Origin of the sequence: Scytonema sp. PRP1 (assembly GCF_036697665.2) — a bacterium.
Classification (GTDB): Bacteria; Cyanobacteriota; Cyanobacteriia; order Cyanobacteriales; family Nostocaceae; genus Kalymmatonema; species Kalymmatonema gypsitolerans.
The window spans coordinates 296,032-309,559 of the sequence record NZ_JBAHYJ020000084.1 but is presented as its reverse complement, the minus strand read 5'-3'; the positions used below and the strand labels follow the sequence as shown (position 1 = coordinate 309,559).

The following is a 13,528-nucleotide window of genomic DNA, read 5'->3' as shown; positions in this document are numbered from 1 at the left end:
CTGAACTCTAATCACCATAACCAGTTTACTTTTCACTTTTATCTGGAAAATCTCGCTTCCATTCATCTCTCCTGCTTTTGAGAGGCTTTTACCTTAGCCCCTTCCCTACTAAGGTTGGGAACTGGAGGGTTAGGTTCCTTTGTTGGTTTTTCCACATAATGTGAAAAGTCAGCCATAACCACAGGCTAAATCAGCATAATTAAACATAAATGGTGGAAAAATGGTGGAAGCTCGTTGTGGTAGTTTTCTAGTAGATGACAACTGACTACCTGCCATTTGTGAAGCCGTAGTGTACTTTAGGCTACTTTACGGACACAGTCATTCCGTGTTCGTCGCAATTAGACAATAGACAACAAATTAATTGAGTGGACAAACTCTACTGGCTTGATCAAATTAAACTGCAAGACCGCGCCAAAGTTGGTGATAAAGCATATTATTTAAGCAGAATCATGCAGCGTGGTTATCCGGTGGTGCCTGGTTTTGTGGTTTCAGCGGAAGTTTTGCGAGAATTTTTAGAAACTCTCAACAGTTCGGAGGCGTTAGTCGCTGACTTGCCGCATTCTTCGTTACACCTAGATGTTAATAATTGGCGTCAACTTCAGCAGGTTGCTGGGCGCTTACGTCAAGAAATTAGTACTGCTGTTTTGCCACCGCACCTGTTAAGTACAATCGTGGATGCAGCTAAAGAATTGGAATCTGCATACCTGATTTTTCGACCAAGTTTTGTCGTGCCAACTGCCAGACATGGGATAGGGAATACATCTGGATTACTCGAATCCCAAGTATGTCGATGTGATGAACAAGCGATCGCCCTAGCATTGAAGCGCACTTGGAGCCAGATGTTTCGTGCCAAGAGTTTATTGTACTGGCAATGGGCAGGCATAAAAGTGCAACAAATTAATTTGGGCGTTTTGGTACAACCTTTAAAGAATGCGATCGCTAGTGGCTCACTGTATGCCAACTCTTCTGAATGGGAAATCCTAGCTACATCCGGATTAGGACTAGCAATAACTCAAGGTCATGTCTTACCAGATGTTTACTACATCCATCCGGTAACTGGTGCCGTCAGAGAGCAGCAACTAGGCAATAAAATGCTATCCTACTGTCTTAATGATACAGCAGCTGTAGCTACTTTACAAACCGTGCCAGCTTCGCCGCTTACCTCAGATGACTCAAGTCTTGTTACTTACCTATTGGACGAAGACCAGCAAAAACAGTACGCTTTACCAGAAGAATATCTGCAACCACTGATTCAACTGGCAAATCAGCTGGTCAAAGAAATAGGTAAATATTTTACCTTTGAGTGGACTCTCTGTTGTGACCCAATAAAGACGTTATACCTGACCCAAGTTAGCACCCCTCAAGCGACGATTTCTAATTTCCACTTGCTTAAGGGATTGGCAGTAGCACCGGGACGTGTGACGGCAACGGCTCATGTGATTATTAATTCACAGCAAAAACCAGAACCACCACCCAAGCAAGTGATTTTAGTCGCACCGACAATAGCACCTGACTGGTTACCGCTACTACAAAATGCTGCTGGTATTATTACTGATCAAGGAGGATTAACTAGCCACGCTGCTATTCTTGCCAGAGAATTAGGAATACCAGCAGTTGTACGAGTAGAGCATGCTACAAAAATTATTCAGACTGGCGAAAGATTACTGATTGATGGCGACAAGGGAGAAGTTTATCGTCTCACAAGAGAAGTTGGGGAAGGTGGGGAGATAGGAAAAGAGGACAAGGGGACAAATCAATTCAAAATTCAAAATTCAAAATTCAAAATTTGGAATTTCTCCTCATCTCCCTCATCTCCCTCATCTCCCTCATCTCCCTCATCGCCCTCATCGCCGATAAGGGCGATGATTGGAACTCAACTGCTGGTTAACTTGAGCCAGCCCAGTTTGATAGAGCAAGTGCAAAGCTTACCTGTAGATGGTGTGGGATTATTACGAAGTGAGCTGATGGCTCTGAATATACTGGAAGGGCAAGACCCTCATACTTGGGTACGGGAAGGACACCAGACAGAATTGCTTGAGCGTTTGCGTGAGCAAATTATGCAGTTTGCTCGCGCCTTTGCACCAAGACCTGTTTTTTATCGGTCTTTGGATTGGCGTTCTCATGAACTGTTATCTTTTAACGATAGTCTACAATCTTCAACCCAGTCTATGCTGGGGGAACGTGGCACCTTCAGCTATTTGCAAAATCCCGCCGTTTTCGAGTTAGAATTGGCTGCTTTGGCAGCTGTACAGAAAGCAGGATACAACAATGTTCACCTGTTGTTACCTTTTGTACGCACAGTGGAAGAGTTTTCCTTTTGCCGTCAAAAAGTTGAGCAAGCAAAGTTAACTCAAGTACCGCAATTTCAATTGTGGATTATGGCAGAAGTGCCAAGCGTGTTATTTTTACTACCAGAATATGTAAAAGCAGGTGTAACAGGAATTTCAATTGGTACAAATGACCTAACTCAACTCTTGCTAGGAGTGGATAGAGAGCAAGGACAACTGGCAAAAGCGTTTAATGAACGTCATCCGGTCGTGATGGGTGCTGTTGCTCAACTCATTCAAACGGCAAAAAGTGCAGGGATTCCTTGTTCGATCTGTGGTCAAGCACCAGTGCTGTATCCTGAAATCATTGAGCAACTGGTGCAGTGGGGCATCACTTCCATTTCTGTGGAACCAGAAGCTGTTGAACGGACATATTTGGCGATCGCTCGTGCTGAGCAAAGGATACTTTTAGAAGCAGCGCGGCGTCAACTCAATCAATCAACATAGCCTACAGACTTTGTAATATGACACCGAACTATTCCTTGTCTTTTCAAAACTCAATCTTTTTCAATCGCCTACCGTAAATTATTTATTAGAATTGGAAAAATGATAGATTTTTATACTTATTCACGTTTGATATTGAAAATAGCTTGTACCAATACTCATGATGCACCATATTGCTATCGTTAAACCTGCTATGACAGAAGAAATTTGTCATTGACCAAGAACTCAGAACTTTTCTAGTAGCAACCCAGAAGAGTTCTATACCTGAGGGGCAAGTATTGGTTTAAGCAGAAAGAATTATTCGTAAGCCGCCAGAATATGGCTGACGCCACGCTGCTTTGTAAGCTCTGCAGAGGCTTGTGCCAACACGTAGTATGCGCTTGCGCTTACAGATGAAGGTTAACCGACGCTTGTGATGAGTAATGGCGAAACACCACACCAAATCTAGGATTTTGGTGGTCAACTATTGGTTGCAAGTTTGAATCCCCAACCAATGGATTCTGAATTATGAATTCTGTCTTGTACAAGAACGTAATGAACAACAAGAATGCCTCATTAATGCTAGGTTCGCTACCCCCTAATCTGCATTAAATAGAGGCATTCTCAAAAGTTACTGTATAAATTCTGCAAGGTCTACTGCTGCGCTTTAATCTCGTTCAATAACGCCTCATCAGAGTAAGCAGTTTCCCATTCGTCTTGTAACTTTAGGCGGACAGACTGAGCACCGCCGCTTGGGGTGCAGACAACCCAGTAAGTACCTGGTTCTCCTTTGACTTGAGCCGCATCTTTGGTTTCTGCGTTATCGGAAAGACCCGAAAATGCCTGAACACATGACCAGGTGGTTCCATCTGTATCTGTGACTTCTCGCTGCATATTTGATACCCGGTTACTATACATCTGCAAGTTGAGAGATGAGCGCCTGATGTTGCTCAATCCAATGGGCTGCCTATTGAAACTGCACCCCGGCACGACGGACGGCAGTTTCATCTTCGGGGCCTTGGCGCAGCCTCTTTGAAGGAAATTCGCCTACATAGCGTGTATTTTCCGGAGTCTAGTCTTAAAGCATTTGAAGACCACCACTAACAGGCAAATACGCCCCTGAGATAAATCTCGCTTCCTCGGACGCTAACAGCAGAATTGCACCTGCAATATCTTCCGGTAGTCCATTTCGTTTCAATGGAACCATTTGAGCAGAAGCGTCTTTGTCTTCCTGCGGTACCTGAGCTGTTGCATCGGTCAGTACCAATCCGGGTGCTACAACATTGGCACGAATTCCGTGGGGACCCAGTTCCAATGCGAGGCTCTTTATAAAAGCATTTAATCCAGATTTTGCCGTGCTATGGGCAGAGAATCCCTGACTAGGAGAGCGAGACACGCTACTGCTCACTGCAATGATGCAGCCGCGTTTGTGTTCAATCATGGATGGAACAACTGCCTTGCAAGGAAAAAAAGCACCTTTGAGTTCTCCAACCAGTTTTGCTTCAAAATCTTCCCAGCGATACTCTATGAAGGGAGCAATAGGAAACCCAGCATTGGCATTGATCACCAGCGTATCAATTGGACCAAACGCCTCTGCAACCTGTTGTACCATTGCGTCTACTTGCTGAGGATCTCTCACATCTGCCTTGACGGCTAGCGCTTGACCCCCTTCTGATGTAATCGCTTCCACCACCTGCCCAGCAGCTTCTTCGCTGCCATAATAATTAACACCAACGGCTGCTCCGTGCCGTGCCAGTAGTTTAGCAGTGGCTGCACCAATCCCGCGACTCGCTCCTGTAATGAGAACGACGCGATCGCTCATCAATTTGTCATTGCCTAAAATTTGATTTCTTTGAGGCTGTGTAGCAACCATAGGTAATTTCCTTTCACGCTGTTGAGTATTTAATGGCTCTTGACGAGTGGTGAGGGTTGGTTCCACGTGCCGGAAAACACAAATTCTTCTAAGGGCTTGCGCTTTCGGGGCTAACTCTCGTTGCAGCAGCCTTTCAGATAAAGTTTGTGGATCTCCTAAATAACCCAGCGCAATTGCGGCAACTGGCTCGTAGCCTTCACCAATGCTGTAGAGTTCTCGCACTTTGGGTACGTCAAACCCTGCCATTTGATGGATAAATAAACCCAATGCAGTTGCTTGGATTGCCAAGTTGGCTTCTGCCGCCCCAACATCGTGAAATGCGTGTCGGTTCTCCACACCATTGCGCTCAAAGTAAAGCTTTGCTACAGAAATCATTAACACCGGAGCGTTCTTCGCCCACTCTTGATTCCCTTCTGCCAAGCAGCTCAATAGACGATCAAACTCAGCTTGGTTGTCTTTAGTGGCAATAATAAAGCTCCATGGCTGCTCATTGAAAGAAGAAGCTGCCCATCGTGCCGCTTCTAAGACACTGCATAATTTTTCCGGCTCAACTGGTTGATCGTTGAAAGCCAGAGGACTCCAGCGTTGGCGCAGCAAATCTTCGATTGGATATTGGGTATCAGATGTTTTGTCTATCGGCGGTTCATTTCTAGTAGCATTGGTTGTCATGGGTGTACCTTAATGAAGCTCAAATTGTAGTAACGGGTTGAGGATTTACTAGACCGAGGTGAAATAGAGCATCCTGTACAATTAATTCTGGCAAAACATCCTTGAACATTTGCACCGTCTGCTGAATCTGCTCAAAATCTTCGGGATTGTCCAACAGATCGCGCACTTCCCGCTCACCGATCGCAACAGCAGGACACAGACGACTAGCAGCGTCTCCTGCTTTTTGCACAATATCCTGCTTGAGAAGTTGATATTCCGGTCGCTCCCGCCAAAGCTTGATGTCTTCCCATGCTGCTAGGAAAAATGCAGACCATCGGGCTAATGGCTGGTAATCAGAGTTGACAATCGGTACGCCCGCTCCAAAGCGATCGCGCACCTGCTGCACCATCTGCTCAACCTGGGTTTGATCCGTCACATTACAAGGGAGAGCCAGAACCTCTCCACCTCGTTGCTCTAGCTCAGTCTGCGCCTGTTCCAGTTCTGTTGTGTCACGCGCACAGATTGCTAAACGTGCGCCTGCCTCAATCAACTGACGCGTCATGACTAGACCTAACCCGCGTGAACCTCCTGTCATCAGTATGGTCTTGCCGTTCAGGTCGTATGTACGTTCCCGCCACCAGCGATCCAACAAAAGTGAACTCAGCAATGTACCAATGATGCCTCCTGTAAAATGATCTCCTTGGGGTGGCTCCTTTGAAGCATTACCCACTAACTACACTTGGTTCTATTGCCAGTTGGGTCAAAATATGCTATTATTAGTAATGCTATTTATGCATATAGCACTTGTGCCAAAAGTGACACAGTGCTTTACATTTATTTACCGAAGAAAACCGAAGAAAAATTCAGAATTCAGGAACCAGAATCCAGCTTGGGGATTCTTTAGACTGGATGTCCAAGGGAGATTTAGAGCAAGCGATTTTACAGTTTTGTGAATAAAGAAAAATATCCACGCTTGAAACCCCTGACTTGATTGCTGGGGTATTCTGAACGGCAGTTGCTACAACGGAGGGAACCTCAACGCCAGATACCTAGGTCGGGAAACCCCTTCGGGTATGCGTAAAGCGCACGCAATCATGCGTTAGCGCAGCTCCTCCGTTAGGAGGCACGGCAGTCGCCTGGCTGTCGGGAAACCGTTCGGAGTTCGGCGAGGCTCACTCGAGCCGCTGAGCGCTCACGGCGAAGCCCTCCTGCAGTACTGGCTCCGCAACGCACTGCCTCGTCCTGATTCCTTTTCATCCCTAGTAGTCGTTCATCCTCCGACATGGATGGCAGGACGCCGCTCAGGATCTTTCTCAGCTTTACGAAGAACTTCACGCGTAACCACAGCAATATCCCCCTCACCAAACAAGATAAAGCGGAGCAAGTATTGTATCGGGTTTCCCTCAACCCAACCAAAATAAGCATGCGGAATCTTACCCGTTTGGTCGCGAATGTAGAGAAGTAAAGCGGCGATCGCGTTAGGGACGGCTGCACTCTCAGCACGCAGGATGCGGTACTGACCGACCTCTACCCCTTTAACTCTGATGATGTTTGCGAATTCTGAAGCATCGGATACCCGAATCTCTAGAAACAGGATCGGATCGCTGAGCGGAATATGGTTGTCCTCGCGCACCTCTTGCTCCTTTAAAGCATACTCTCGCACATCACCCTCAGTCAATCGGTTAGCAATCAGTCGTATCGCACCTCGGCTCTGTTGATCAATGAAGCGACGGGCATTTTCGTCAATCTCAATCCGCTCCACTCGTAGTTCGACCGATCGCCACACACGTGAAACCAGCGAACTGAGGATGATAGTACCGATGAAGAACCCAGCGATCCTAATCCCCTCAGGTCTCTCGATGATATTGACAACAGTGGTATAGATAAACAGCAGCGTGATGGTTCCAAAGGCGAGCCTTCCTAGCTTGGCTCTGTGGCGATGGGCTGACAAGGTCACAGCAAACGCAGCCGAGGTGATCAACACAAGCACGCCAGTTGCGTAAGCCCCACCTTGAGCTTCCACATCAGCTTTGAAGAGAATTGTGACAACAAAAGCAATAGCTGTATAGACTAACACCAGAGGTCGCGCTGTGCGTGCCCAATTCGGTGCCATGCCATAGCGCGGCAGGTAGCGGGGTACGATGTTGAGAAGCCCTGCCATTGCGGATGCACCTGCAAACCAGAGAATGGTGATGGTACTTATATCGTAAATTGTGCCAAAGCCATTGCCTAGATACTGATGTGCTAAATAGGCGAGGGCACGCCCACTTGCCTTGCCGCCGGTTTTAAATTCTGCTGCTGGAATCAGTAGAGTCGTTACAAAGCTACTGGTGAGCAAAAAGAAGCTCATGATCCCAGCAGCAACAGTGAGCAGCTTGTGGGTATTGCGAATGCGCCCTTTGGGCTGTCGGGAAGTGTCGTTGCTACTGCCCTGCACCAGAGGCATAACCGTCACCCCAGTCTCAAAGCCTGACAATCCCAAAGCAAGCTTTGGGAATATCAGGAGGGCTACGCCAATCATGATCAAAGGGTTGTGATGCGTTGCAAAAAGAGTAGTCTGCCAATCAGTGATCACAGAAGGTTGATTCAGAATCTGATACAAACCGACGCTGACGACAACGAAATTCAACAGTAGATAAAATCCAACCAAAAAGACTGCAATACTGATCGCTTCTCGGAAACCTCTAAGGAAAACTGCGGCTAGTAATGCCACGAGTACCAGCGTAATACCGACCTGCTGACTGTGAAGCCAAGTTGGCACGAGCGGATTTTCGATGATATGGGCAGTAGCATCAGCAGCCGAAAGGGTAATGGTAATGATGAAGTCGGTTCCTACAAAGCCGAGTAGGCAGAGTACGAATAGCTTGCCTTGCCACCAAGGAAGCAAGTGTTCGAGCATAGCAATTGACCCTTCGCCATGAGGACTTTTGGCAGCAACGCGCCTATAAATCGGCAATGCCCCAAACAGCGTCAGCAAAACCAGAATCAGGGTCGCTACAGGAGAGAGAGAGCCTGCTGCCAATGCTGCAATACCAGGTTGATAGCCAAGGGTCGAGAAATAATCTACGCCTGTCAAGCACATAACCTGCCACCAAGGATGGCAGCGGTGTTCTTCTTTGCGGTAGGGTCCTTCCTTCTCATTTCGGTCTTCTTCGAGCAACCAGTTGATGAACTTTGTGCCGATCCTTTTTGATGGAACGATTGATTTAGCCATCAAACGCTACTCCTGCTGTACAGCTACATTTATATAATTTGGCGCTACGATACATAGCTCTCATAATTATCTCTTTCTAAGAACTAAACTTCTTGAGTAGAGATAACGCACCCGCTTTGAGAAGGATTTTCCTGGTGTCCCAATTTTAACGAATTCGCGGAAGTCCCCACCCTCAACCACAGCTTTGGTGGGGATGGACACCGGAGGATGACGTATGCCTAACGGCACCGAAGGCATATGCATCTTCGGCCAATAATAGTAGCCGTAAGCTGCTGAGGAAGATGTATCAGCAATCCTCAAACTTGTCTGATTTTTTTATCATTAATTATATATTTTGATAAAATTAAGAGATGCTGCGTAGGTGATATTGAGTGCTACACAAAGTCCTGCAAGTCCGTTTATACCCATCTAAAGAGCAACAAATACTATTAGCTCAAACATTTGGTTCTGCTCGTTGGTGGTGGAACTATGCGCTATCACAGTCTATCGAAGCTTACAAAGAAACGGGTAAAGGACTTGGACGTTCAGCACTCAATGCACTTCTGCCTGCTCTTAAAAAAGCGAAGGAAACCGAGTGGTTGAGTGAATGTTATAGCCAGGTTTTACAAGCTACGACGCTCAACTTAACCACAGCGTACAAAAACTTTTTTGATAAACGTGCAGGGTTTCCTAAGTTCAAATCTAAGCACGGTAAACAGTCTATTCAGTATCCTCAAAACGTCAAAATTGTAGAGGGCAATGTCAAACTTCCAGGCAATATCGGAGTAGTCAAAGCCAAAATTCATAGATCAATTTCGGGGAAAATCAAGACTTGTACAGTAGTCAAGACTCCATCAGGGAAATATTTTGCATCTATACTGACTGAGATTGAGGGCGAAAATCCGTCAGGCGCAGAAGGTAAGGTCTACGGCATTGACTTAGGATTGAAGCACTTTGCTGTTGTCACAGACGGCAGTAAGGTTCATAAGTACGACAATCCTAAGCATCTTGCTAAGCATCAAAAGAATCTCAAACGCAAACAACAAAAGTTAGCGCGTAAACAAAAGGGGAGTAATTCACGGTATAAGTATAGAAAAGTTGTTGCCAAAGTGTACGAACGAGTTAGCAACTCGCGGCAAGATTTTCTACACAAACTTAGTTACAAGTTAGTCAGCGATAGCCAAGCTGTTATAGTAGAGGATCTTCATGTCAAGGGCATGCTTCGTAATCACAATTTAGCAAAGGTAATATCTGATGTCGGGTGGGGAACATTCACCAATTTCTTAGCCTACAAGCTACAACGTAAAGGAGCAAAGTTGGTTGAGATAGATAGGTGGTTCCCCAGTTCTAAGCTCTGCTCTAATTGTTTCTATCAGATGAGTGAAATGTCATTAGATGTGAGGGAATGGACTTGTCCCCATTGTGGCACTCACCATGACCGAGATGGCAATGCAGCCATCAATATTAGAGCAGAAGGCATCAGAGTGCTAAAGGCGGAAGGTTCAGCCGTCTCTGCTGTAGGAGGCGAGGTAAGACCAAGGCTTGGACGAAAGTCTGTTCTTCGGCACTCGCCTATGAGTACAGAAGCTCAGCCTATGTCTTCGACACGGGCTTTGCCCGAATAGCCGAAGGCAAGACTGGGTAGTTCACAAGCCCAAATCATCAGTCCACAATGTTGATTTTCCCGAGGACTTTCTCTCTTGAGCTATAACAACCAATGCAGAGGCGCATTTATGTTTGGAAGTAGGAGTATCTAAAATGAGAACCTATGATTAACAAAAAGGTCGCGCTGGTTACAGGAGCATCATCCGGGTTTGGACAGTTAACCGCTCATCTACTTGCTCAAGAGGGTTACTGTGTTTTCGGCACCAGTCGCAAGCAACATTCCGCCTCCCAGGGTGTAGAAATGCTGACGCTGGATGTGAAATCTGACGAGTCAGTACAATCGTGTATAAAACAGTTGCTCGCGCAAACTAACCGTATTGATTTGTTGATCAATAATGCCGGACAAATACACGCTAGCGTGATTGAGGAAACAAGCTTAGAACAAGCCAAGGATATTTTTGAAACAAATTTCTGGGGTGTTGTCCGTCTCACCAATGCCGTTTTGCCAACGATGAGACAGCAGCGTAGCGGGCATGTTATCAATATGAGTTCGCTAGCGGGATTGGTAGGGGCAGTCGGTCAAGGTTTTTACTCAGCAAGTAAGTTTGCACTGGAGGGTTATAGTGAAGCACTGAGTGTGGAATTAGACCCTTTCAATATCAAAGTGTCTTTAATTGAGCCTGGTTATTTCAAGACCAACTTTAATCACGACATGTCGCAAGCGACCTCCACTTATGCCGATTACGACACTGTACGTGAGGTGCTGCCCTCATCAATCAGTCAGGTAATTGCACATGGTGATAATCCCGAAAAAGTTGCACGGATGATTCTTAGGGTGGCACAAAGCCAGTCACCGCGATTGCGGTATCGTGTTGGCAATCAGGCATGGCTGCCTGCCTTGAGAGCTATCCTACCAGATAGCCTGTTCCGACTAAGTGCGCGCAAGTTCTTGAACCTGCCGTAATTAAGCGGACTTGATATTAGACACCAGAGGGAAATGTCTCCGGCGGTTCTATCGTCTGGGAATGGGGGCTGCGATCCAGAGGTTCTACGCCTGTTGTGTCATCAATGTGAATCACTGCATCAAACTGTTCGGGGAGTCGTGCATAGAAGTAGTGGCTAATACGCTCGGATTTGGGCAGGTAAATCACACCAATTGCCCGCTCTAATCGAGGTTCTCGCAGTCCTGTGACTGCTTGATTGTCTTGTCGGAAATTCAGTAAAAACCGAGGTAAACCTGTATCGTGAAACAAAGCTTCATAACTACCTGACAATGCCGGACGAACTTGTTTGAGTTCTGTCACACCACCCCAACGAGAAGCAGCCGTGACCGTGCCCGTGTAGGTGCTAAAGCCTACAAGTACAGCATCACGACCATATTTTTCGCGCACAAGTTGCCCCACGTTCAGTTCACCTGCATCTGCCATGTCGGTTGCTCGCGCATCGCCTAGGTGGGAGTTATGCTCCCAAACCACAACCTTTGTCCGGTTCCGTTGTGTATCTAAATGGGCAACGAGATGATCTAAGGTTTCTGCCATGTGGCGAATGCGCAAAGCGCACGCTACGCGAACGCGCACATTCCATGACGATACCCGCCCCTGAAACATCGAGCGGTAGTATTCTTCAGCATCCTTCACCAGTCGGGCGTTCTGTTCTGCGTAGAAAAACTCGTCTTGTGCAACCCGACCATCCTGTTTTGCATACTCCGCAGTCTTACGTTGTAACTCGATCAATTGATTAACGGCTTGTTTCTCACAAGACTCACTCATACCAAAACTAGCAGCATACCCGTAAGCCTGAGAGTCTTCCCCAAAGTGTTCCAAGCACGAGTAGCGATAGCGTGCCCGTTCTGCGGCTTCTGGGTCAACTTTATTATGGCATTATTATACCAGCCAAGGTGAAGGGTGCTAGTGTATCGCAAAGTTCTTAATACCCTTCCCATCGTTAACTTCTAGACAGCCCGGAAACTAATTTCCGGGCTTACATCTTAAGTGTTGGGCATAAACTGAATCCAGAGTATACCTTGTTTAAGGTTATACAACACCAACAAAATTAATATCGGAAAATTGCCGCAACAGGTGTGCTAAACGGCACTTGTTCTGGGGGAACGGCGTAGACCGTACCACCGTTTAACAAGGTATGAGCAGCAACAAGATCCAACAAATCTTCATCGCCAGCTTCTTCTTCTTGGTGCAAATAAACGGTTTCTGAGGTAGGGTCAAACAATCCCCATTGCTGCTGACCAACTGCAACCAATAAAGAATCAATTCTTTGGTAATAAGCTGCCGGCAGAATTTCCTTGAGTTCGTTGGATGCTTTGCCAGTATTACCACCAAACAATTCGTTAAATCGCTCTACAACCTCTTGTTGCGATTTATGGTAGTACGGCTCAACAATCGGCCAAGCTCGTTCGTGCAGTTCTTGTGCGCTAAGAATCTCTTGATTTCCACTGATACCTTCTTCGATTAAATGCTGGTAAGTATTTGCATCTCTGTAAAGAGGCAACAAGTACTCTACCCCAGCCAGTATCAAAGGCGCTGTTTGGTTTCGCAATTTCTCTTGTAATGGGCCATTAACAGCGTGAAAGAATTGCAGGATGGCTTCCTGATGCTTATCCCTGTCGGGGCTACCCTGACCGTGAAACGCACCCGGCTGTGCGCCTGAGAAAGAATTGGCGGTTCCGCCTTTGGATGTAGCAATGCGGAACTGACCATCTTGGGCAGTCTCATCATAGTTGAGAGCTTCATCCAGACTTTTAGGCATATTTTCCACCTCTACCTCTTGGATGCTGTAGCGTGTTCCCTCAAAAAACCGCACATCCTTTTGGCTAAGAACCAGTAAGTAGAAACGGCCATCGCCATTTAAAATCGGCAGTAGTGGCTTAATGTGAAATCGGTCTGTCACCACAACTAACTCGTCAAAATTGTGAGGCAGGGTATAGTAGCGAAAAATATCTTTAGAAATAAAGACTGCCAGTCCTTGCTCTCCGATTTGTTCCCAGAAATCCGAACGATCCAGTCCATGGGCTTTTGCTAGCAATGCAACCGCATCGTTATGCTCAACACCTGCATCCATTAAGCGAGCCTCAGCCTCTTTAATCAAATTCTTAAAGCGAACAGGGTCTTGCCGAACTTCTGGTCCGGCTGGGTGCATAGGCATATAAATTGAAACAGAATTTTGTCTTGGCTGTTCTAGTAGTGTTTTTATTTCCTCTCTAGAAATTAATGTCATGCCATATCCCTCGTATTAACGTGAGTAGAAATTCCAAACAAAACCGCTGATATATTTAACGGTTCTATGGGAAATTTCTCCTTTGACTATTTGATCTGGATTTATTTCACGTTAACCAAGATTAAGTTTCATCTTTCTTATGGCAGGAAATCTAGGTATGATTTTTGTTCATATAGAGTGTAGGGCTGAAAAAAATTCAAAATTAGGAGTTTGAATTAACTATTCGTT

General features: G+C 46.1%; 9 protein-coding genes and 1 pseudogene. 3 read left to right on the top strand and 7 right to left on the bottom strand.

Features of this window, described 5'->3' with window-relative positions; genetic code table 11:
• The first annotated feature begins 365 nt into the window (after nucleotides 1-365).
• The gene (locus V5G28_RS20705) at nucleotides 366-2,774 is read left to right on the top strand and encodes a putative PEP-binding protein (RefSeq protein ID WP_332988044.1); all 2,409 of its coding nucleotides are present in this window, start codon (nucleotides 366-368) and stop codon (nucleotides 2,772-2,774) included.
• A gap of 630 nt (nucleotides 2,775-3,404) precedes the next feature.
• On the opposite strand, the gene V5G28_RS20700 is transcribed toward V5G28_RS20705, so the two are convergent.
• The 5 genes from V5G28_RS20700 to V5G28_RS20675 form a co-directional block, all read right to left on the bottom strand.
• Entirely contained in the window at nucleotides 3,405-3,758 is a 354-nt protein-coding gene (locus V5G28_RS20700) for a hypothetical protein (protein ID WP_332988043.1), read from the bottom strand.
• A gap of 70 nt (nucleotides 3,759-3,828) precedes the next feature.
• Nucleotides 3,829-5,292 carry an SDR family oxidoreductase gene (locus V5G28_RS36800; RefSeq protein WP_442994277.1) on the bottom strand — a complete coding sequence of 488 codons (1,464 nt, stop codon included), beginning with the start codon at nucleotides 5,290-5,292 and terminating at the stop codon, nucleotides 3,829-3,831.
• Nucleotides 5,293-5,311: 19 nt separating this feature from the next.
• The gene (locus tag V5G28_RS20685) at nucleotides 5,312-6,001 is read right to left on the bottom strand and encodes an SDR family NAD(P)-dependent oxidoreductase (RefSeq protein WP_332988041.1); all 690 of its coding nucleotides are present in this window, start codon (nucleotides 5,999-6,001) and stop codon (nucleotides 5,312-5,314) included.
• Nucleotides 6,002-6,541: 540 nt separating this feature from the next.
• Nucleotides 6,542-8,485: an amino acid transporter gene (locus V5G28_RS20680; RefSeq protein ID WP_332988040.1), complete on the bottom strand. Its 1,944-nt coding sequence runs from the start codon at nucleotides 8,483-8,485 to the stop codon at nucleotides 6,542-6,544.
• 66 nt (nucleotides 8,486-8,551) lie between these two features.
• Nucleotides 8,552-8,785 carry a hypothetical protein gene (locus V5G28_RS20675; protein WP_332988039.1) on the bottom strand — a complete coding sequence of 78 codons (234 nt, stop codon included), beginning with the start codon at nucleotides 8,783-8,785 and terminating at the stop codon, nucleotides 8,552-8,554.
• A gap of 71 nt (nucleotides 8,786-8,856) precedes the next feature.
• Here V5G28_RS20675 and V5G28_RS20670 point away from each other — a divergent pair, with 71 nt between their 5' ends.
• Together V5G28_RS20670 and V5G28_RS20665 are read left to right on the top strand one after the other, a co-directional pair.
• Nucleotides 8,857-10,089: an RNA-guided endonuclease TnpB family protein gene (locus tag V5G28_RS20670; protein WP_332988038.1), complete on the top strand. Its 1,233-nt coding sequence runs from the start codon at nucleotides 8,857-8,859 to the stop codon at nucleotides 10,087-10,089.
• 143 nt (nucleotides 10,090-10,232) lie between these two features.
• Nucleotides 10,233-11,033 (top strand): SDR family NAD(P)-dependent oxidoreductase, encoded by an 801-nt coding sequence (locus tag V5G28_RS20665; RefSeq protein WP_332988037.1) that lies wholly within the window; start codon nucleotides 10,233-10,235, stop codon nucleotides 11,031-11,033.
• Between the two features lie 16 nt (nucleotides 11,034-11,049).
• Here the strand turns inward: V5G28_RS20665 and V5G28_RS20660 are convergent.
• Both V5G28_RS20660 and V5G28_RS20655 read right to left on the bottom strand, forming a co-directional pair.
• A pseudogene (locus tag V5G28_RS20660) lies at nucleotides 11,050-11,931 on the bottom strand (erythromycin esterase family protein); the annotation flags it as partial.
• 190 nt (nucleotides 11,932-12,121) lie between these two features.
• A complete protein-coding gene (locus tag V5G28_RS20655; RefSeq protein ID WP_332988036.1) occupies nucleotides 12,122-13,300 on the bottom strand; it encodes a baeRF7 domain-containing protein in 1,179 nt (392 codons plus the stop codon).
• Nucleotides 13,301-13,528: the final 228 nt, after the last annotated feature.

What these genes read in the sequence shown, in the direction of transcription:
- V5G28_RS36800 (WP_442994277.1), bottom strand. Translation starts at nt 5,292, where the DNA reads ATGACAACCAATGCTACTAGAAATGAACCGCCGATAGACAAAACATCT.
- V5G28_RS20700 (WP_332988043.1), bottom strand. Translation starts at nt 3,758, where the DNA reads ATGAAACTGCCGTCCGTCGTGCCGGGGTGCAGTTTCAATAGGCAGCCC.
- V5G28_RS20665 (WP_332988037.1), top strand. Translation starts at nt 10,233, where the DNA reads ATGATTAACAAAAAGGTCGCGCTGGTTACAGGAGCATCATCCGGGTTT.
- V5G28_RS20655 (WP_332988036.1), bottom strand. Translation starts at nt 13,300, where the DNA reads ATGACATTAATTTCTAGAGAGGAAATAAAAACACTACTAGAACAGCCA.
- V5G28_RS20680 (WP_332988040.1), bottom strand. Translation starts at nt 8,485, where the DNA reads ATGGCTAAATCAATCGTTCCATCAAAAAGGATCGGCACAAAGTTCATC.